Consider the following 20,785-nt stretch of genomic DNA (forward strand, 5'->3'; position numbering starts at 1 on the left):
ACACACGGTGGCCGGCGACAAGCAAGCGGAGACGACGAGCGTGCCCGCGGAAGCGCGGGAGAAGCACGCCACGCTCGCCGAGCAGATCGAGGAGCACCGCTTCCGGTACTACGTGAAGGACGCGCCCGTCATCAGCGACGCGGAGTTCGACCGCCTGCTGCGTGAGCTGGAGCAGCTGGAGGAGCGCTACCCGGAGCTGCGCACGCCGGAGTCGCCGACCCAGAAGGTCGCCGGGTCCTACGAGACGGAGTTCACCTCCGTCGAGCACCGCTCCCGGATGCTGTCCCTGGACAACACGTTCAACGACGAGGACCTCGCCGCCTGGGCCGACCGCATCCACCGCGAACTGGGCGACCAGACCTACCACTTCCTGTGCGAGCTGAAGATCGACGGCCTGGCGGTCAACCTCACCTACGAGCGCGGCCGGCTGGTCCGCGCGGCGACCCGCGGCGACGGCCGCACCGGTGAGGACATCACGCCCAACGTCCGCACCATCGCCGAGATCCCGGACCGCCTCAAGGGCGACAAGGTGCCCGACGTCGTGGAGGTCCGCGGCGAGGTCTACTTCCCGATGGAGAAGTTCCAGGAGCTCAACGCCCGCCTGGTGGAGGCCGGCGAGAAGCCGTTCGCCAACCCGCGCAACGCGGCGGCCGGTTCGCTGCGCCAGAAGGACCCGCGGGTCACCGCCTCACGCCCGCTGCACATGGTGGTGCACGGCATCGGCGTGCTCGAGGGCTACAAGGGCCTGACCCGGCTCTCCCAGGCCTACGAACTGCTGAAGGAGTGGGGCCTGCCGACCTCCCCGCACAACCGGGTGGTCGACGACCTGGAGGGCGTGCGGGAGTTCATCGCCTACTACGGCGAGAACCGCCACTCCGTGGAGCACGAGATCGACGGCGTCGTCGTCAAGCTCGACGAGATCCCCCTCCAGGGCCGCCTCGGCACCACCTCGCGCGCCCCGCGCTGGGCCATCGCGTACAAGTACGCGCCGGAGGAGGTCAACACCAAGCTGGTGAACATCCGCGTGGGCGTCGGCCGCACCGGCCGTGTCACGCCGTACGCGCAGGTCGAGCCGGTGACCGTGGCCGGCTCGGAGGTCGAGTTCGCCACGCTGCACAACCAGGACGTGGTGAAGGCCAAGGGCGTCCTGATCGGCGACACGGTGGTGCTGCGCAAGGCCGGCGACGTCATCCCGGAGATCCTCGGCCCGGTGGCCGACCTGCGGGACGGCAGCGAGCGGGAGTTCGTGATGCCGTCCGAGTGCCCCGAGTGCGGCACGCCGCTCCGGCCGATGAAGGAGGGGGACGTCGACCTGCGCTGCCCCAACGCCCGCACCTGCCCCGCCCAGTTGCGCGAGCGGCTGTTCTACCTGGCCGGCCGCAAGGCGCTGGACATCGAGCACTTCGGGTACGTCGCCGCCACCGCCCTCACCAGCCCGCTGGAGCCCGAGGAGCCGCCGCTGAAGGACGAGGGCGACCTGTTCGACCTCACCGTCGAGCAGTTGCTCCCCATCAAGGCGTACGTCCTCGACCAGGACAGCGGACTGCCCAAGCGGGACCCGAAGACCGGCGAGGAGAAGGTCGTCACCGTCTTCGCCAACCAGCAGGGCGAGCCGAAGAAGAACGCCCTGGCGATGCTGAGGAACATCGAGGCCGCCAAGGACCGCCCGCTGGCCCGGGTGCTCACCGCCCTGTCGATCCGTCATGTCGGACCGGTCGCGGCGGAGGCGCTGGCCCGCGAGTTCCGCTCCATGGACCGCATCGAGCAGGCCACCGAGGAGGAGCTGTCCGCCACCGAGGGCGTCGGCCCGACCATCGCCGCCTCCCTCAAGGAATGGTTCGCCGTGGACTGGCACCGGGAGATCATCCGCAAGTGGAAGGCGGCCGGAGTCCGCATGGAGGACGAGCGCTCGGGCGAGGACGAGGGCCCGCGTCCGCTCGAAGGACTAACGGTCGTGGTGACCGGGACACTGGAGAACTTCACCCGGGATGGCGCGAAAGAGGCCCTGCAGAACCGGGGCGCCAAGGTGACCGGATCGGTCTCCAAGAAGACGTCGTTCGTCGTCGTGGGCGACAACCCCGGGTCGAAGTATGACAAAGCAGTGCAGTTGAAAGTTCCGGTTCTGAACGAGGACGGTTTCCAGGTGCTGTTGGAGCGGGGACCCGACGCCGCGGCCGAAGCCGCCCTTTCGGCCGAGGAGTAGCGGTTGAAGCCCACCCGATAGGCGCATACCAGATGCATACGGGTGGCTGGGGCGCATTCGGGCAACCGTCGGCGACCGGTGCCCGTACAGGCCTTTCGCGGCCTACTGTTGAGATGTGCGCCTGCCGTGCCCAGTTGCGGTCGGGGCAACCCCCGTACCCGTGACGGGTCCGGGGAAGGGCTTTCCACGGCGGAGCCGCCGAGGGATGTCGGGCATCGGGCCGCGTGGCGTGGGCACCGCCGGCTGTGAGAGGGACGGGAATGGAACCGACCGAGAGCGCCGCCCCGGGCTCACGGCTGCGCCTGCGCCGCCTGGCGGTCGTCCGGCGGCGCGGCCGTGAGGACGGGCGGCCCGCGGAGCGACCGGACGCGCGGGGGCGCACCGGGTCGTGCGCCGCGGACGCACGCGACGCGGGCGCGGCACGCCCGGCCGGCGGGCACGGCATCGGGGAGCCCGCGACGGAGACCGAACGGCACCCGTCCTGGCCCGCGTTGCCCACCGCGGTCGTCGCGGCGGCCGGCTTCGTCCTCGGAGCCGGCTTCCTGCGCGCCTTCACCGGCGGGCACGCCCTCTTCCCGTCCGGCACGGTCGGCTGGTCGCTGGCCGTGCTCACCGGCATCATCGTCGGCCACCTCGTGATGCTCGGGCGCTCCCGCTGGTGGGGCGGCACCGGCTCCGGCGCGGCCCTCACCCTCGCCGTGCTGCTGCTCTACGGCTGGGTCCCGGCCGGCATGGTCAGCCTCACCGTCGTCGTGCTGGTCGGCATAGCCCGCCGGGGCCGCTGGCGGCAGGGCGTGCTGCACGGCGCGGTCGACCTGCTCGGCATCGGCGCCGGAGCGCTCGTCCTGGCCGCGTTCGGCACCGTGCCGTCCGTCGAGTCGCCGTCCACGCCCGACACCTGGACCCTCTACACCGGTCCCGGCGTGGTCCTCGTCGCCGCCGCCTATCTCGCGGTCACCCGCACCCTGCTGTGGTACCTGCACACCCCGCGCTCGGGCCTGCCCACCGTCGCCCGCACCGCCCTGGTCCGCCAGGGGCTCGTCGCGGTCGCCCTGCTCGGCATCGCCCCGCTGGTGTGCGTGGTCGCCGACGCCAAGCCCGTGCTGCTGCCGCTGTTCGCCATCCCGCTGATCGCCCTCGACTCCACCCTGTGGATAGCCCGCGCGCGGGCCGAGGAGCAGCTGCGCGACCCGCTGACCGGACTGCCCAACCGGCAGTGGCTCCAGGAGCGCATCTGGACCGCGCTCGACGACGCCGAGCGTGCCGGGTCCCGTGCCGCCCTCATGCTCATCGACCTCGACCGCTTCCGGTCGGTCAACGACACCCTCGGCCATCTCGCCGGCGACCGGCTGCTGCTGCAGATCGCCGACCGGCTGAGAGCGGCCCTGCCGCGCGGGGCGGAGGCCGCGCGGCTGGGCGGCGACGAGTTCGCCGTGTTACTGCCCGCGGCGGACTCCACCACGTCCGCGACCCGCGCCGCCCGCGGACTCGTCGCGGCCCTCAGCTCCCCTCTCGACCTCGACGGGCTCACCCTCGTCCTGGAGGCGAGCGCGGGAGTCGCCGTCTTCCCGGACCACGCCTCCGACGCCGAGGGGCTGCTGCGGCGCGCGGACGTGGCGATGTACCAGGCGAAGCGGGACCGCACGGGCGTGGAGGCGTACGAGTCCAAGCGGGACTCCAACACCCCCGACCGGCTCGGGCTGCTGGGCGACCTGCGGCGCGCCCTCGACGCGCACGAGGTGGAGCTGCACTACCAGCCGAAGGTCCGCTTCGACGGCCAGGTCGCCGGCCTCGAGGCGCTGGTGCGGTGGGTGCACCCGGAGCGCGGGCGGGTCCCCCCGGACGAGTTCATAGCCATAGCCGAGTCGTCGGGGCTGATGCCCCAGCTCACCGAGTACGTGCTGGAGACCGCGCTCGGACAGGTCGCCGAGTGGCGCTCCCAGGGCCTGTTCGTGCCCGTCGCCGTCAACGTCTCGCCGCGCGACGTCCACAGCCCCGGCTTCGCCGGCTCCGTCGCAGCCCGGCTGGCCCGGCACGGGGTGCCCGCGGGAGCGCTCCAGCTGGAGATCACCGAGCACGTGCTGCTCGAGGACCCCACGCGGGCCGCCGACACCCTCAACGCGCTCACCGGGCACGGCGTGAAGATGTCCCTCGACGACTTCGGCACCGGCTACTCCTCGCTGGTGCACCTGCGGCGGCTGCCGGTGAGCGAGCTGAAGATCGACCGCTCGTTCGTGGCCCGGCTGGCCGTCGACACCGAGGACGCGGAGATCGTGCGCTGCACGATCGACCTGGCCCACTCGCTGGGGCTGCTCGTCGTCGCCGAGGGCGTCGAGGACGACGAGACGTGGGAGCGGCTGCGGGACCTGCGGTGCGACGCGGTGCAGGGGTGGCTGGTCGCCGCCGCGATGCCGCCGGACGAAACCACGGCGTGGCTGCTGGCGCGGGGGTCCCGGGGGTGGCAGCGGCCCGCCGCGGCGTTGCCCGCGGCCACGGGTACGGCGGAGGACTGACCTCCGTACGGGACACGCGCCGTGCCTCGGGTGCGGGTCCGCCTGGCCGGTCGCGCAGTTCCCCGCGCCCCTTGCGGGGCGACGGGTTTCACGGGCAGGGGCGCCCGCCCCATAGGATTGGTCCCAAACCACACACACTCACCCCAGAGGATCGCTGCATGCCTGGCATCACGCGCGAGGAGGTCGCCCACCTCGCCCGGCTGGCGCGTCTGGAGCTGAAGCCCGAAGAGCTCGACCACTTCGCGGGCCAGCTCGACGACATCATCGGCGCGGTCGCCCGCGTCAGCGAGGTCGCCGACCAAGACGTACCGCCGACCTCCCACCCGCTCCCGCTGACGAACGTCATGCGCGCGGACGAGGTCCGTCCCTCGCTCACCCCCGAGCAGGCGCTCTCCGGCGCCCCGGCCCAGGAGCAGCAGCGTTTCAAGGTGCCGCAGATCCTGGGGGAGGAGTAAACCGCCATGAGCGATCACATCATCAAGCTCACCGCGGCCGAGACCGCAGCGAAGATCGCCTCCGGCGAGCTCACCGCGGTCGAGGTCACCGAGGCCCACCTGGCCCGGATCGAGGCCGTCGACGAGAAGGTGCACGCCTTCCTGCACGTCGACCGTGAGGGCGCCCTCGCGCAGGCCCGCGCCGTCGACGCCAAGCGCGAGCGCGGCGAGAAGCTCGGCCCGCTCGCCGGCGTGCCTCTCGCGCTGAAGGACATCTTCACCACCGAGGGCATCCCGACCACCGTCGGCTCCAAGATCCTCGAGGGCTGGATCCCGCCGTACGACGCGACGCTCACCAAGCGACTCAAGGCCGCCGACGTGGTCATCCTCGGCAAGACCAACATGGACGAGTTCGCCATGGGGTCCTCCACCGAGAACAGCGCCTACGGCCCGACCGGCAACCCGTGGGACCTCACCCGCATCCCCGGCGGCTCCGGCGGCGGCTCCTCCGCCGCGCTCGCCGCGCACATGGCGCCGCTCGCCATCGGCACCGACACCGGCGGCTCCATCCGCCAGCCGGCCGCCGTCACCGGCACGGTCGGCGTGAAGCCGACGTACGGCGCGGTGTCCCGGTACGGCATGGTGGCGTTCTCCTCCTCCCTCGACCAGGGCGGCCCCTGCGCCCGCACGGTCCTGGACGCGGCCCTGCTGCACGAGGTGATCGCCGGGCACGACCCGATGGACTCCACCTCCATCGACGAGCCGGTCCCGCCGGTGGTGGAGGCCGCCCGCAACGGCAGCGTCCAGGGCATGCGCGTCGGCGTCGTCAAGCAGTTCCGCGGCGAGGGCTACCAGGCCGGCGTCGTCCAGCGCTTCGACGAGTCGGTCGAGCTCCTCAAGGAGCTGGGCGCCGAGATCGTCGAGCTGGACTGCCCGTCCTTCGACCTGGCGCTCTCCGCGTACTACCTGATCGCGCCCTCCGAGTGCTCCTCCAACCTCGCCCGCTTCGACGGCCTGCGCTACGGCGTGCGCGTCGGCGACGACGGCACGCACTCCGCCGAGGAGGTCACCTCGCTGACCCGCGAGGCCGGCTTCGGCGACGAGGTCAAGCGCCGCATCATGCTCGGCACGTACGCGCTCAGCTCCGGCTACTACGACGCGTACTACGGCAGCGCCCAGAAGGTCCGCACGCTCATCAAGCGGGACTTCGACAAGGCCTTCGAGCAGGTCGACGTGATCGTCTCCCCGACGACCCCGACCACCGCCTTCCCGATCGGCGAGCGCGCCGACGACCCGATGGCGATGTACCTCGCGGACCTGTGCACCATCCCGACCAACCTGGCGGGCAACGCCGCCATGTCGCTGCCCTGCGGCCTCGCGCCGGAGGACAACCTGCCGGTCGGGCTGCAGATCATCGCCCCGGTCATGAAGGACGACCGCCTCTACAAGGTGGGTGCCGCCGTCGAGGCCGCCTTCGTGGAAAAGTGGGGCCACCCGCTGCTCGAGGAGGCTCCGTCGCTGTGAGTGCACTGACCAAGGCCAAGGGCTTCAAGAAGTCCCGGTCCGGTACGTACCTGTCCATGGCCGCCACCGCGTTCGGCGCGGTCGGCGTCGCCAAGCGGCTGAGGAAGGCGCGCGCGGAGAAGGACACCCTGGTCCTGATCGACGCCACCGTGTCCGCCGCCGCGATCGTCACCGGCCTCGCCATCCTCTACCGCGAGCTGAAGCGGCTGGGCGACGACGACGTCCTGCTGGGCTGAGAGGGAAGTTTTCACCGTGACCACCACGACCGACCTGGTGTCGTACGAGGACGCACTCGCGTCGTACGACCCCGTCATGGGCCTTGAGGTCCATGTCGAACTCGGCACCAAGACCAAGATGTTCTGCGGCTGCTCGACCGCGCTCGGCGCCGACCCGAACACCCAGACCTGCCCGGTCTGCCTCGGCCTGCCCGGCGCGCTCCCGGTCGTCAACGCGACCGGCGTCGAGTCCGCGATCAAGATCGGCCTCGCGCTGAACTGCGAGATCGCCGAGTGGTGCCGCTTCGCCCGGAAGAACTACTTCTATCCGGACATGCCGAAGAACTTCCAGACCTCCCAGTACGACGAGCCCATCGCCTTCGACGGCTACCTCGACGTGCAACTGGAGGACGGCGAGGTCTTCCGCGTGGAGATCGAGCGCGCCCACATGGAGGAGGACACCGGCAAGTCGACGCACGTCGGCGGCGCCACCGGCCGTATCCACGGCGCGTCCCACTCCCTGCTGGACTACAACCGCGCCGGCATCCCGCTCATCGAGATCGTCACCAAGCCGATCGTGGGCGCCGGCGAGCGCGCCCCCGAGGTGGCGAAGGCGTACGTCCGTGAGCTGCGCGAGCTGATCCGTGCGCTCGGCGTGTCCGAGGCCCGCATGGAGATGGGCCAGATGCGCTGCGACGTCAACCTGTCGCTGATGCCGAAGGGCGCCGACACGTTCGGCACCCGCAGCGAGACGAAGAACGTCAACTCGCTGCGCTCCGTCGAGCGCGCCGCCCGCTTCGAGATCCAGCGCCACGCGGCCGTGCTGTCGTCCGGCGGCACGATCGTGCAGGAGACCCGGCACTTCCACGAGGACACGGGGTCCACGACCTCGGGCCGTGTGAAGGAGGAGGCCGAGGACTACCGCTACTTCCCCGAGCCGGACCTGGTGCCGGTCGCCCCGGCCCGCGAGTGGGTCGAGGAGCTGCGCGCGGGCCTGCCCGAGCTGCCGCTGGTGCGCCGCAACCGGCTCCGCGAGGAGTGGGGTATCTCCGCCACCGACATGCAGGCCATCCTCAACGCCGGTGCGCTGGACCTGATCGTCGCGACGATCGACGCCGGCGCCGACGCGGCCTCCGCCCGCAAGTGGTGGATGGGCGAGCTGGCCCGCAGCGCCAACGAGTCCGGCAAGGCGCTGGACGAGCTGGCGATCACCCCGGCGCAGGTGGCCCGCGTCACCGAGCTGGTGGCCAAGGGCGACCTGAACGACAAGCTGGCCCGCCAGGTCATCGAGGGCGTCCTCGCCGGTGAGGGCACCCCGGACGAGGTCGTCGAGAAGCGCGGTCTGAAGGTCGTCTCCGACGAGGGCGCGCTCACCGCCGCCGTCGACGAGGCGATCGCCGGCAACCCGGCCGTCGCGGACAAGATCCGCGGCGGCAAGGTCGCCGCGGCCGGCGCGCTGGTCGGCGCGGTCATGAAGGCCACGCGCGGCCAGGCGGACGCGGCCCGGGTGAAGGAGCTGATCCTTCAGAAGCTCGGCGTCGAGGGCTGAGCCCGTACGGCACGAGGGAAGGGGGCGCACCCGACGGGTGCGCCCCCTTCCCGTGTGTCCGGCCGGGTCAGCGGCGGCGGCCCACCACGCGGGTGAAGCCCAGCGTGCGGCCCTGGTCGGCGCGCACCAGCCGCGCGTTCTCCCGGCCCATCCGCCGGTGGAACGCGTCGGTGTGGTGCTCGGCGACGACCTCGCTCCACAGCAGCCACTCCCGCCAGCCGTCCTCCAGCCGGTCGGCCGCCAGGACGTCCACCGCCCCGCTGCGCGTCCAGTGGCGGCGCCACCAGGCGGGGCTGTGGAAGCACCAGAACGCGGGCTCCCAGAAGGGCCGCAGATGCTCCGGCGGTTCGCTGCCCTCGACCTCCTCGGCCAGGGACGGGACGACGACCCCGATCCGCCCGCCCGGCCTCAGCAGCCGGGTCAGCGTCGGCAGGTACAGGTCGTCGGTGCCGAAGTACTGGTACGCGTCCACGGAGACGATCGCGTCGAACGTCCCCTCCCCGAAGGGCAGGTCGTGCGCCTCCGCCAGGACGGGCTGGACGCGGTCGGCGACGCCCGCCTCGGCGATCCGGCGGGCGTTCTCGTCCGGTGCGATCCACAGGTCGGCGGCGGTGACCTGGAGGTCGTACTCCCGGGCGAGGAAGACCGACGTCATGGCGCGGCCGCAGCCCAGGTCGAGCACCCGGGCGCCGGGGCGCAGGGTGTCCAGGCCGAGGGCGGGGGCCAGCCACTCCAGCAGCCACAGCGCGTGCGGGCCCATCTGGTTGTCGACGGCCCACTGCGGATCGTAGGCGGCGCTGCGGGGGTAGCGGGGCAGGGTCAGCCGGCTAGCGAGGTCGTCGTGCGGGGTGTTCGGTGTGATGTCCGACATCGGTGAACGGGCTCCTTGAGGCCGTGAAGGGGGAAGGGGTCGCGTCGGAGGTCGGACGGACAAGCATCAAAGCACCTGCTTCGGCCGGCGGCGCACTGCCGCGGAGTGTCGGACCGACGGACGCTAACAGCCGTCGGGGTGGACCCGCATCCAGGTTTCCTGAGGTGAGGCGCTACGCTCCGGCGCCATGAGTGGACGCCCTGACTCCGACCTGCCCCCGGACACTCAGACCTCCCCGGAGCGGGAGGGGGACGCCCCGGAGACCGTGGAGGACGCCCCCGAAGGCCTTCCTGAGGACCTCCCCGAAGCCGAGGACGAAGACCTCCTCGCCGAACAGGCCCGCCGTGCCCGCTGGGCCGCCGTCGGCACCGGCGCCGTGCTCGCCCTCGCCGGAACGGCCGCCGCGCTGCTCCGCGCCTCCGGCACCGCCCCGGCCCTCGTCCCCGTCGCCTACGCCTGCGGGGCGGCCGTCTGTGCTCTCGCGTCGGTGCTGGGCGCGCGCGGACGCACCCGCAGGTCGCTGTGGGCCGCCGTCGCGGGGGTCATGATCATGGCGCTGGGCGACCAGTTCGACTGAGACGAGCGGCCCGCGAACCCCCTGTGACCGGCAGCGGAGAAGAAATGTGAGTTAGTCCACGAAGGCGACAAACGATCATTTTCGCCTGTAACAGTGGCAGGGCATTGCTCATGCGTTCTTTGCGGACCGACCGGCCTTTCGCCGCCGTTGTCCGCTCGAAGATCCACCCCGAGCCATACCGGGAGCACGCCTGTGGCAGCCCTAGCACGTTGGTGCGTTCAGCGCCGTCTGGTCACCGTTCTGCTGTGGCTCCTCGCCCTGGTCGGGATCGCGGCGGGCGCCTTCGTCGCCGGCTCCGCCTACTCGAACGACTACAAGGTGCCCGGCACCGAATCGGGGCGCGCCACCGAACTGCTGAAGGAAGGTTTCCCCTCGCTGGGGGGCGACAGCGACAGCGTGGTCTGGCACACGACCTCCGGCACCGTCCGGGACAGCGGCGTCGAGCAGACCATGACCCGCACCCTCGACCGGCTCGAGGACCTGCCCGGCGTCGCTTCCGTGACCGGCCCGTACGGCGACGAGGGCGGCGCCGGACGCATCAGCGCCGACGGCCGTACCGCGTACGCCACCGTGACCTTCGAGCACTCCGGCAAGGACATCACCAGCGGTGAGGCCGAGGCCGTGGTCAAGACGGCGAAGGCCGCCGAGACCGACGGGCTGGCCGTCGAACTGGGCGGCAGCGCCGTCGAGCTGAGCGAGTCGTCCGGCGGGCACACCGCCGAGATCGTCGGCGTGGCCGTCGCCGCCGTCGTGCTGTTCCTCGCCTTCGGGTCCCTCGCCGCCTCCCTGCTGCCCATCGCCACCGCGCTGGTGAGCGTGGGCACCGCCTACGCGGGCATCGTGCTGCTCGGCCATGTGATGACCGTGGCGGACTTCGCGCCGATGCTCGGCCTGCTGATCGGGCTGGGCGTGGGCATCGACTACGCGCTGTTCATCGTCACCCGGCACCGGCGCGGACTGAAACGCGGCCTGAGCGTCACTGAGGCCGCGACCAATGCCGTCGCCACCACCGGCCGGGCGGTCGTGTTCGCGGGCGCGACCGTCTGCATAGCCCTGCTGGGCATGCTGATCCTGCGCCTGAACTTCCTCAACGGCGTCGCCGTGGCCGCCTCGCTCACCGTGGTGCTCACCGTCGCCGCCTCCGTCACCCTGCTGCCCGCCCTGCTGTCGCTGATCGGCACCCGCGCCCTCAGCCGCCGCGAGCGGCGCCGCCTCGCCGAGCACGGGCCGGAACCGGAGATGCCCACCGGGTTCGCCGCCCGCTGGTCGGCGTTCGTGGAGCGCCACCCCAAACTGCTCGGCGCGGTCGCCGTCGTCGTGATGGCCGTCCTCGCGCTGCCCACCTTCTCGCTCCACCTGGGCACCTCCGACCAGGGCAACGACCCGAAGACCTCCACCACCCGCCAGGCCTACGACCTGATCGCCGACGGCTTCGGGCCCGGCGTGAACGGCCCGCTCACCCTCGTCACCGAGGTCGACGGCGCCCAGGACAAGCTCGCCCTGGACAACCTGGGCTCCACGCTGCGCACCACCGAGGACGTCGCCTCGGTGTCCCCGGTGACCTACAACCAGGGCGGCGACACCGCCTTCCTCACCGTCGTACCGGAGTCGTCCCCGCAGTCGAAGCAGACCAGCGACCTGGTGGACCGGCTGCGTGAGGACGTGCTGCCGCGCGCCGAGTCGGGCACCTCGCTCGACGTGCACGTCGGCGGCGTGACCGCCGGCTACGACGACTTCGCCTCCGTCATCGTCGAGAAGCTGCCCCTGTTCGTCGGGGTCGTGATCGGCCTGGGCTGTCTGCTGCTGCTCCTCGCCTTCCGCTCCATCGGCATCCCGCTGAAGGCCGCCGCGATGAACGTGGCCGCGGTCGCCGGCGCGTTCGGCGTGGTCGTCATGATCTTCCAGTGGGGCTGGGGGAGCGACCTGCTCGGCCTCGGCAGCGCGGGCCCCATCGAACCCTTCCTGCCCGTGATCATGGTGTCGGTGCTCTTCGGCCTGTCCATGGACTACCAGGTCTTCCTGGTGAGCCGGATGTACGAGGAATGGCTGGAGACCGGCGACAACCGGCGGGCCGTGCGCGTGGGCCTCGCCGAGACCAGCCGCGTGATCAACTCCGCCGCCGTCATCATGATCTCGGTCTTCCTCGCCTTCGTGCTCAGCGGCGACCGAGTGATCGCCATGTTCGGCATCGCCCTCGCCGCGGCCGTCGCCCTCGACGCCTTCGTGCTGCGCACCCTGCTCGTGCCCGCGCTGATGCACCTCCTCGGCGGCGCCAACTGGTGGCTCCCGAAGTGGCTGGACCGGATCCTGCCCCGGATCAGCATCGAGCCGCCCGAGTGCCGTGCCGCCCATGAGAGGCTGGCCGCCGTCACGGACGCCGAGGTCGCGGACGTGCTCGCGGAGGAGGAGCGGCAGCGGGATGTACGCGATACGACTGGGTGACGACGGCGCCGAGATGCGCCCCCTGGAGATCTGGCACGCAGAGGAGTTCCTCGCCCACCTGGACCGGGGCCGCGCGTTCATCAACCGCTTCGTCCCCTTCGGCTCCAATGCCACCGACCTGGACAGCGCGCGGGCGGCGCTCCAGCGGTACGCCGACCTGCGCGCCGCCGACACGGCCTGGGTGCACGGGCTGTGGCTCGACGGCACGCTGGTCGGCGGGGTCCTCACCCTGAACTTCGACGCGGCGGCCGGCACCTGCGAACTGGGCTGCTGGCTGGAGCCCGCCGGCACCGGGCACGGGCTGGTCACCCGCGCCATGCGCGTGCTGATCGACTGGGCCGTCGAGGAGCGCGGCATCCACCGCGTCGAATGGGTCGCCGCGTCAGGCAACGCCGCCAGCGTCGCCGTCGCCCGCCGGCTCGGCATGACCCGCGACGGCGTACGCCGCGAGGCCAACCTCCACAACGGCGTACGGCACGACCTGGAGGTCTGGTCCCTGCTCGCCCCCGAGTGGCGCGCCCGCGCCACCCAGCCCGAAGACCGCTGATCCGGGCGTTAAGCGGAATCTCAGACGGTCTCCGTACGGTGCGGGACATGGCTGAGAAGACTGAGGACGAGACCGAAACCGGAACCGCGACCACGACCGCGACCGCCGTGGACCCCGACGAGCAGACGGCGGCGCGGACGGAGGAGCGGCCGGAAGAGGCCGTCGCCCGGCACGAGGAAGCGCCCGCGGCTGATGGGGAAGCCGCCGCCGAGAAGGAAACCGGGCCGGCCGCGGCATCCTCCGGGGCCGGACAGGGCGCGGCGGCGGTCGTCTCCGCGGCGCTCGGCCTGGTCTCCCTCACCGGCGGCTGGCCCGGCACCGTGGCCGCCGCCCGCGAGACCCTGGTGGGCCAGCTGCGCACCGCCGCCGACGCGAGCGTCGCCACCCAGATCAAGGAGGTCTACGGCGACGCGTGGGACACCACCGCCCTGTGGGGCGGTCTGTTCGCCCTCGTCGCGCTGATCACCGGCGTGGTCGTCCTGGTCCGGCCCGCGTTCGGAGCGCCCGGCCGCGCCGTGCAGACCCCGTGGATCAAGTCCGTCGCCTGGGCCGGCGTCACCCTCGGGGTGATCGGACTGCTGCTCGCGGTGCTCAAGTACACGGGTGTGCTGCTGGGCCCGCCCGCGGCCTCCTGAGGAGGTCCTAGGCACCCTCTTAGGTGCCGGCTCCGTAAGGCGCTCGACTTCTAAGGCGTCACCGCCCGCGAAGATACGGAACTCTCCCGATGCGGCCCGCCCGCCTTGGAGACGAAGGTGGAGGCATCGCAGAACGCGATGCCGACACCGGATCCGAGGGGGAATCCACGATGTTCGAGTTCGAGCTGCACCGGCTCCGCCACGACGAGCTGGTCCGCCGCGCCGAGGCGGAGCGCCGGGCCCGCGAGGCGGTACGGGTCCGCCGCGCCGCCCGTCGGGGAACCGCCGCACGCGGCGCCGAGCCCGAGAGCCATACCCGGCGCCGGTCCTGGTTCGCCCGGACCGCATGAGCACCGTCCAGGGGCGGCGGCCGCGGGGAAGCGGCCGCCGCCCCGTCGTCGCCGCGCACACCGCCGGCGCCAGGGGTCAGAGGGAGGGGAGCGCCGTGCCGATGCGCCGTGAGACGAAAACCGCTGCGCCGTCGCCGTGGGCGCGTGCGATGCTCGGGGGCGTGGAGACCAAGTCCGTGAGTCCCGTGTTCGTCGGCCGCACCGGCGAACTCGCCACCCTGGTCGACGCGTTCACCCGGGCCGGCGCCGGTGAACCGCAGGCGCTGCTGGTCGGCGGCGAGGCCGGGGTGGGCAAGACCCGCCTGGTGGAGGAGTTCGCCGCCGCCGTCCGCGACCGGGGCGGGGTCGTCGCCCTCGGCGGATGCGTGGAGATCGGCGCCGACGGCCTGCCCTTCGCCCCCTTCTCCACCGCCCTGCGCCAGCTCCGCCGCGAACTGCCCGACCAGCTCGCGGCCGCCGCCGACGGGCAGGAGGAGGAACTGGCCCGGCTGCTGCCCGAACTCGCCGTCGCCGCCGCCCGCGAGGCCCGCCGCGACGAACAGGGCATGGCCCGCCTCTTCGAGCTCACCGCCCGGCTGCTGGAACGGGTCGCCGCCGAGCACACCGTCGTCCTCGTCCTGGAGGACCTGCACTGGGCCGACGCCTCCACCCGCCATCTGCTCGCCTATCTCTTCCGCACCCTGCGCACCGGCCGCCTCGTCGTCCTCGCCACCTACCGCTCCGACGACATCCACCGCCGCCACCCGCTGCGCCCCCTCCTCGCCGAACTCGACCGGCTGCGCACCGTCCACCGCGTCGAACTGGGCCGCTTCAGCCGTGCGGAGGTGCACCGGCAGATCGCCGGCATCCTGGCCCGCGAACCCGACCCCGATCGCGTCGACGACATCTTCGAACGCTCCGACGGCAACGCCTTCTTCGTCGAGGAACTCGCCGTCGCCGCCGACGAGGGTTGCCGCACCGGCCTCACCGACTCCCTGCGCGACCTGCTCCTGGTCAGGGTGGAGAACCTGCCGGAGAGCGCCCAGCGGGTCGTCCGGATCGTCGCCGAGGGCGGCTCCACCGTCGAGGACCGCCTGCTCGCCGCCGTCGCCGGACTCGGCGAGGACGACCTCATCGAGGCCCTGCGCGCCGCCGTCAACGCCGGCATCCTCACGCCCGCCCCCGACCGTGACGGCTACCGCTTCCGGCACTCCCTGGTCCGCGAGGCCGTCAGCGACGACCTGCTCCCCGGCGAACGCTCCCGGCTCAACCGCCGCTTCGCCGAGGCCCTGGAGGCCGACCCCGCGCTGGTTCCCGCCGACGAGCGGCCCACCCGGCTGGCCAGCTACTGGTACCACGCCCACGACGCCGCCAAGGCCCTGCCCGCCGTCCTCGACGCCTCCGTCGTCGCCCGCCGGCGTCACGCCTACGCCGAGCAACTCCGCCTGCTGGAACGCGCGATGGAGCTGTGGGACGCGGTCCCCGACACCGTGCGCGCCGGACTGCGGCCGCTCGACCAGGCCGAGGCCTACCCGCCCCCGCCGCCCGGCTGCGACCCCTGCGACGACGACACCGCCACCCGGCCGCTGCGCTATCTCGACCTCCTCGCCGAGGCCGCCGTCGCCGGCCGTCTCTGCGGCGAACGCGAACGCTCCCTAAAGCTCACCAGACGGGCGCTGCGCCTCCTCGACGAGGACCCCGACCCGCTGCGCGCCGCCTGGTTCTGGGTGCAGCGCTCCCGACTCACCCAGGCCCTCGCCCGCGGCGACGGCTGGGAGGAACTGGGCACCGCCCAGGAACTGGTGCGCGGACTGCCGCCCTCCGAGGTGCACGCCGAGGTGCTCTCCGCCGTCGCCGGCTGGTCGATGCTGCACGAACCAGGCCCCGACGCCATGGCCGACGCGGAACGCGCCGTCGAGTACGCCCGCATGGTCGGCGCGCACGACATCGAGCTCAACGCCCGGCTCACCCTCGGCGGCCTCATGGTCGACGCCGGCGACATCGAGGCCGGGCTCGCCGAGATGTACGAGGTCAAGCGGCGGGCGACCGAACTGGGCGTCGACATGGTGCTGGCCCGGGCCTTCGTCAACCTGCCCTCCGTGCTGGAGGGCATAGGCCGCTCCGAGGACGCCGTACGGCTCCTGGAGGAGGGCGTGGAGGTCACCCGGCGGCTCGGACTGCTGGACTCCGAGGCCTGGGTGTGGGGCAACCTCGCCGAGTCCCTGCTGTCCGTCGGGCGCTGGGAGGACGCCGCCCGCGCCGCGGCGGGCGCCCAGCGGATCGAGCAGAGCGCCAAGCCGCGCGCCGGCGGCTCCGTGCGTCTGGCCCATCTCGCGTACCTGCGGGGCGACACCGCCGAGGCGGCCCGCTGCCTCGCCGAGGCCCGCGCCCACTTCGGCACCCACGACCCGATGCCCCAGTACGCCCTGCCGATGAAGTGGGTCGCCCTGCGCGTCGCCGCCGCCGAGGGCCGCCCGGAGGAGGCGCGCGCCGAACTCTTCGCCGCGCTCGACGCGGGCTTCCCGCCCGGCACCCAGCGCTACGCCTGGCCCCTGCTGCTCGCGGCCACCACCGGCGAGGCCGACCGCTACGGCGACCCCGCCACCGAACCGGGCCGTCCCGAGGTCCTCGACCGGATCCGCCAGGCGGCGAGGAACCTCGCCACCGGCGTGCCCCTGTGGGAGGCCCATGACCAGTGGCTGCGCGCCGAACTGCTGCGCGCCGAGGGCCGAAGCGAGCCGGCCGCCTGGTCCGAGGCCGTCGCCGCGCTGGAACCTCTGGGCCGGCCCCACGACCTCGCCTGCGTCCGCCTCCGGCTCGCCGAGGCCCTGCTGGCCGCCGGCGGGGGCGAGGACGAGCGGGCCCGCGCCGCCGAGCTGCTGCGCCTGGTCGCCGCCGTCGCCTCCCACCTGGGCGCGGCCCCGCTGGCCCGGGACGCCGCGCTGCTGGCCCGGCGCGGACGCCTGGCGCTGACGCCCGCCCCGCGCGAGGAGCCGGCCCCGGCCCCCGCCGACCCGGCCGAGGCACTCGGCCTGACCAGCAGGGAGCGGGACGTACTGCGCCTGGTGGCGGCCGGGCACACCAACCGGCGGATCGCCGAGGAGCTGTTCATCTCGCCGAAGACGGCCAGCGTCCATGTGTCGAACATCCTCGCCAAGCTGGGTGTCTCCGGCCGCGGCGAGGCGGCGGCGGTGGCCCACCGCCTGGGCCTGTTCCCGGACGGATTCGCGGACGGATCCGGAAATCTCGCCACCGCGCGACAATCGGTGTAGGTCACCAGCGGTCCGGTACTCGGGGTCCGGCGAAAGGGGAACGATGTTCAACGCCTTCGAGGAACTGTTCTCCCCCGGGCGCAAGCACACCCAGGACGAGCAGAAGCGACTGGCGCTGACCCGTGAGGACGTCGGCGACGCCGACCCCGGACGCGGGCCGATAGACCTCGCCTCCGGGAAGGTCACCGTCCGCCGCCCGGCCCCGGCGGACGAGGAGGCGGACGGAGACGACGCCCCGGACGCCACCGACGGCACCCCGGACGCCACCGACGGCACCGGCGACACCCCGGGCGCCTCCGCCGAGGCGCCCGCTAGCTGACCCTCAGCTCCAGCACCCGGTCGTCCTCCGGCTGCGGGTCGCCCCGGCCGTCCGTGTTGCTCGTCACCAGCCACAGCCGGTCGCCGCCCGCCGCGACCACCGTGCGCAGCCGGCCGTACTCCCCCTCCAGGAACGCCTGCGGCTTCGCGGAGGCCTCCGTGCCCTTCAGGGGTATGCGCCACAACCGCTCGCCCTGCAGCCCCGCCATCCAGACGGACCCCTCGGCGTACGCGATGCCGCTGGGCGAGGCGTCGTCCGTGCTCCACTGGGCGACCGGGTTGTGGAAGCCGCCCTCGTCCGCGTGGCCCTCGGCCTCCGGCCAGCCGTAGTTGTCGCCCGGCGCGACGGCGTTCAGCTCGTCCCAGGTCTGCTGCCCGAACTCCGACGCGAACAGCCGCTGTTCACGGTCCCAGGCCAGGCCCTGCACATTGCGGTGCCCGTACGAGTACACGGGGGAGTCGGGGAACGGGTTGCCCGGGGCCGGCTCGCCGTCCGGGGTCATCCGCAGGATCTTGCCGCCGAGGGACTCCTTGTCCTGGGCCAGCCCCGTGTCGCCGGTCTCGCCCGTGCCCGCGTAGAGCATGCGGTCCGGGCCGAAGGCGATCCGGCCGCCGTTGTGGATCACGCCCTTGGGGATGCCCCGGAACACCGTGTCGGGCGCGCCGAGCTGCTCGCCCGCCGGCTTCCGCTCGTTGTAGAGCATCCGCACGATGCGGTTGTCGGAGGCCGAGGTGAAGTACGCGTAGATCATGTGATCCGAGGCGAAGTCGGGGGAGAGGGCGATGCCCAGCAGGCCCCCCTCGCCCTCGGGCGCCACCCCGGGCACCTCGCCCAGCTCGGTCTTCTTCCCCGTCTCCCCGTCGATCCGGGTGATCGTGGCCTCGTCGCGCGAGGACACCAAGAGGTCGCCGTCCCCGACCGGGGCCAGACCCCAGGGACTGTCCAGCCCCGTCGCCACCGTACGGACCACCGACACCGAGCCCTTCGCGGGCGGGGTCTCCTCCGCCTTCCCGGACGGGGAGGTGGGGGCCGCGGCGGCCGAGGAGGCGGCTGCGTCCTTCTCCGGCGGCGCTCCGTCGTCGGAGGAGCAGCCGGCGGCCAGCAGGAGCGCGGCGGCGGCCAGCACGGCCGGCACGGCTCGTCGTTGCACGATCTCGTCCCTTCGACGCGGCGGGTTCTGTCTGTCATACACCGCTCGGGCCTCCCAGGTTCCCGCTTCGCCGGCCCCGAACCTCGCGGCACCGCGGGGGCGGGACCTCAGTCCCACGACCCCTGGGCCGACGGCAGGCCCGCGATCTCCGCGAGGTCCTCACCGGTCAGCCGCAGCCCGGCCGCCGCCGCGTTCTCCGTCACCCAGCGCTCCCGCTTGGCGCCCGGCACCGGGACCACGTGCCGGCCGCGGCTCAGCACCCAGGCCAGGGCGACCTGCGCCGGGGTGACGTGCTCCCCGTGCCGGCGCGCCACCCGGCGCAGACCCGCCACGATCGGCTGGTTCGCCGCCATCATCTCGGCCGTGAACCGCGGGTGCCGGGCGCGCAGGTCGTCCGCCTCGAACCCCTCGCCCGGCGTCAGGGTCCCGGTCAGGAAGCCGTTGCCCAGCGGCATCGCCGCCAGGAAGCCCACGCCCCGCGCCTCGCACCAGGGCAGCAGCGTCTCCAGCGCCTCCGGCGACCACACCGACAGCTCCGCCTGCACCGCGCTCACCGGGAACACCTGCTGCACCCGCTCCAGCTGCCGGATCGTCGCGTCGTGCAGTCGCGCCCCCGGCCGCCGCGACGAGCGCGCCCCGACCGCGCACAGACCCAGCGCCCGCACCTTGCCCGCGCGCACCAGCTCCGCCATCGCGCCCCAGGTCTCCTCGACCGGGACCTCCGGGTCGGCGCGGTGCAGCTGGTAGAGGTCGATCACATCGGTCTGCAGCCGCCGCAGGGACGCGTCGCAGGCCCGCTTCACGTAACCGGGGCGGCCGTTGGCCACGATGTGCTGGTCGCCCACCAGCAGTCCGACCTTCGTCGACACGAAGGCGTCGGCCCGCCGCTCCTTCAACACCCGCCCGAGCAGCAGCTCGTTGGTGAACGGGCCGTACATGTCGGCGGTGTCGAGCAGGGACGAGCCCGCGTCCAGCGCCCGGTGCACCGCCCTCAGCGACTCCTCGCCGCGCTGCCTGGACGTGCTGTAGGCCCAGCTCATCGGCATGCATCCGAGACCCACCGCGCCCACCGAGAGCGCCGCCGCGCCGATCGTCCTGCGCTCCACCTGCTCGTGACCCTCCCTCTCCGGCCCCCAACCTAACCTCTGCCGTCCCGGCGGCCTGAACTAGCCTCCGTGGCATGACTCCTGACGTGTGGCTTCCCATCCCCCCGGACGAGATCGACGGACTCCCCGAGGGGCCGCGCTACCACTTCTGGGACGGCGGTGAGACCTACCCCACCGACCCGGAGGAGTGCGACGTCTACGTCGTGCCGTACATGAAGCCCGCCGAGGTGTGCCTGCGTCCGCTGCCCCGGATGCGGTCCGTACGCGTGGTGCAGACGCTGTCGGCCGGCATCGACCATGTGCAGCCCGGCCTGAAGGACCTCCCTCAGGGCGTGCGGCTGTGCAACGCGCGCGGGGTGCACGAGGCCAGCACGGCGGAGCTCACGCTCACCCTGATCCTCGCCTCCCTGCGCGGCATCCCCGACTTCGTGCGCGCCCAGGACCGGGGCGAGTGGCAGGGTGGCTTCCGGCCGGCGCTCGCCGACCGGACCGTGCTCATCGTCGGCCACGGCTCGATCGGCGCGGCCATCGAGGACCGGCTCGTCCCGTTCGAGCTCGCGCGGGTGGCGCGCGTCGCGCGCTCCGCGCGCACAACGGAGCGCGGGCCGGTGCATCCGCTCACCGAACTTCCCTCCCTGCTCCCGGAAGCGGACGTCGTCGTCCTGTCCACCCCGCTCACCGAGGGCACCCGGCACCTCGTGGACGCCGCCTTCCTGGCCCGGATGAAGGACGGCGCCCTGCTCGTCAACGTCGCCCGCGGACCGGTGGTCGACACCAAGGCCCTGCTCACCGAGGTGGAGAGCGGCCGCATCACCGCGGCCCTCGACGTCACCGACCCCGAACCCCTGCCCGCCGACCACCCGTTGTGGCGGGCGCCCGGCGTCCTGATCACCCCGCACGTCGGCGGACCCACGTCCGCGTTCCTCCCCCGCGCGAAGCGCCTGCTGCGCGACCAGTTGCGCCGATACGTGAACCACGAGGAGCTCGGGAACGTGATCCTGGTGACGGGAACGGAAGACGCGTAGTCCGCTTCGAGTACCGTCCGCGACTCCCCGGGAGCGGTGGGTACTCGGCGAACCGTTGATCGTCACGGAGCGTA

General features: G+C 72.9%; 17 protein-coding genes. 14 read left to right on the forward strand and 3 right to left on the reverse strand.

The features are described 5' to 3' along the window. The first annotated feature begins 7 nt into the window (after positions 1 to 7). The 6 genes from ligA (at position 8) to gatB (ending at position 8,438) form a co-directional block, all read left to right on the forward strand. Positions 8 to 2,203 (forward strand): NAD-dependent DNA ligase LigA, encoded by a 2,196-nt coding sequence (gene ligA / locus ACQY0Z_RS21770; RefSeq protein ID WP_439812691.1) that lies wholly within the window; start codon positions 8 to 10, stop codon positions 2,201 to 2,203. Positions 2,204 to 2,463: 260 nt separating this feature from the next. After that, positions 2,464 to 4,716, forward strand: a complete 2,253-nt coding sequence (locus tag ACQY0Z_RS21775) for a putative bifunctional diguanylate cyclase/phosphodiesterase (RefSeq protein ID WP_189904515.1) — start codon at positions 2,464 to 2,466, stop codon at positions 4,714 to 4,716. Positions 4,717 to 4,874: 158 nt separating this feature from the next. Beyond that, entirely contained in the window at positions 4,875 to 5,171 is a 297-nt protein-coding gene (gene gatC, locus ACQY0Z_RS21780; RefSeq protein ID WP_006130840.1) for an Asp-tRNA(Asn)/Glu-tRNA(Gln) amidotransferase subunit GatC, read from the forward strand. 6 nt (positions 5,172 to 5,177) lie between these two features. Next, a complete protein-coding gene (gene gatA / locus ACQY0Z_RS21785; protein WP_254585893.1) occupies positions 5,178 to 6,674 on the forward strand; it encodes an Asp-tRNA(Asn)/Glu-tRNA(Gln) amidotransferase subunit GatA in 1,497 nt (498 codons plus the stop codon). Beyond that, a complete protein-coding gene (locus ACQY0Z_RS21790) occupies positions 6,671 to 6,910 on the forward strand; it encodes a hypothetical protein (RefSeq protein WP_189904519.1) in 240 nt (79 codons plus the stop codon). The genes gatA and ACQY0Z_RS21790 overlap by 4 nt, the downstream gene beginning before the upstream one ends. A 16-nt stretch (positions 6,911 to 6,926) precedes the next feature. After that, positions 6,927 to 8,438: an Asp-tRNA(Asn)/Glu-tRNA(Gln) amidotransferase subunit GatB gene (gatB, locus tag ACQY0Z_RS21795; protein WP_189904521.1), complete on the forward strand. Its 1,512-nt coding sequence runs from the start codon at positions 6,927 to 6,929 to the stop codon at positions 8,436 to 8,438. 67 nt (positions 8,439 to 8,505) lie between these two features. Here gatB and ACQY0Z_RS21800 read toward each other — a convergent pair whose 3' ends face one another. Beyond that, entirely contained in the window at positions 8,506 to 9,309 is an 804-nt protein-coding gene (locus tag ACQY0Z_RS21800) for an SAM-dependent methyltransferase (protein ID WP_189904523.1), read from the reverse strand. Positions 9,310 to 9,496: 187 nt separating this feature from the next. Here ACQY0Z_RS21800 and ACQY0Z_RS21805 point away from each other — a divergent pair, with 187 nt between their 5' ends. The 7 genes from ACQY0Z_RS21805 (at position 9,497) to ACQY0Z_RS21835 (ending at position 17,430) form a co-directional block, all read left to right on the forward strand. After that, positions 9,497 to 9,886: a hypothetical protein gene (locus tag ACQY0Z_RS21805; RefSeq protein ID WP_254585894.1), complete on the forward strand. Its 390-nt coding sequence runs from the start codon at positions 9,497 to 9,499 to the stop codon at positions 9,884 to 9,886. A 192-nt stretch (positions 9,887 to 10,078) separates the two neighbouring features. Continuing rightward, positions 10,079 to 12,328, forward strand: coding sequence for an MMPL family transporter (locus ACQY0Z_RS21810; protein WP_439812692.1), 2,250 nt, complete (start codon positions 10,079 to 10,081; stop codon positions 12,326 to 12,328). Further along, complete coding sequence (locus tag ACQY0Z_RS21815; RefSeq protein ID WP_189904529.1) at positions 12,306 to 12,875, forward strand: GNAT family N-acetyltransferase; 570 nt, start codon at positions 12,306 to 12,308, stop codon at positions 12,873 to 12,875. Before ACQY0Z_RS21810 ends, ACQY0Z_RS21815 begins: the two co-directional genes overlap by 23 nt. Positions 12,876 to 12,922: 47 nt before the next feature. After that, positions 12,923 to 13,510, forward strand: coding sequence for a hypothetical protein (locus ACQY0Z_RS21820; RefSeq protein ID WP_439812693.1), 588 nt, complete (start codon positions 12,923 to 12,925; stop codon positions 13,508 to 13,510). A 170-nt stretch (positions 13,511 to 13,680) separates the two neighbouring features. Beyond that, positions 13,681 to 13,860 (forward strand): hypothetical protein, encoded by a 180-nt coding sequence (locus ACQY0Z_RS21825; protein WP_189904533.1) that lies wholly within the window; start codon positions 13,681 to 13,683, stop codon positions 13,858 to 13,860. Between the two features lie 149 nt (positions 13,861 to 14,009). Continuing rightward, complete coding sequence (locus ACQY0Z_RS21830; protein WP_189904586.1) at positions 14,010 to 17,111, forward strand: helix-turn-helix transcriptional regulator; 3,102 nt, start codon at positions 14,010 to 14,012, stop codon at positions 17,109 to 17,111. 43 nt (positions 17,112 to 17,154) lie between these two features. After that, positions 17,155 to 17,430 (forward strand): DUF6191 domain-containing protein, encoded by a 276-nt coding sequence (locus ACQY0Z_RS21835; protein ID WP_439812694.1) that lies wholly within the window; start codon positions 17,155 to 17,157, stop codon positions 17,428 to 17,430. Here the strand turns inward: ACQY0Z_RS21835 and ACQY0Z_RS21840 are convergent. Continuing rightward, positions 17,423 to 18,565, reverse strand: coding sequence for a PQQ-dependent sugar dehydrogenase (locus ACQY0Z_RS21840; protein ID WP_381731040.1), 1,143 nt, complete (start codon positions 18,563 to 18,565; stop codon positions 17,423 to 17,425). The two genes, ACQY0Z_RS21835 and ACQY0Z_RS21840, sit on opposite strands and share 8 nt — an antisense overlap. Before the next feature lie 122 nt (positions 18,566 to 18,687). Next, entirely contained in the window at positions 18,688 to 19,686 is a 999-nt protein-coding gene (locus ACQY0Z_RS21845) for an aldo/keto reductase (RefSeq protein WP_439812695.1), read from the reverse strand. A gap of 74 nt (positions 19,687 to 19,760) precedes the next feature. Between ACQY0Z_RS21845 and ACQY0Z_RS21850 the strand changes: the two genes are divergently transcribed. Then, positions 19,761 to 20,711, forward strand: a complete 951-nt coding sequence (locus tag ACQY0Z_RS21850; RefSeq protein WP_106959509.1) for an NAD(P)-dependent oxidoreductase — start codon at positions 19,761 to 19,763, stop codon at positions 20,709 to 20,711. The last annotated feature ends 74 nt before the right edge of the window (positions 20,712 to 20,785 follow it).

This window comes from Streptomyces sp. P9-2 (genome assembly GCF_051903975.1).
Classification (GTDB): Bacteria; Actinomycetota; Actinomycetes; order Streptomycetales; family Streptomycetaceae; genus Streptomyces; species Streptomyces cellulosae.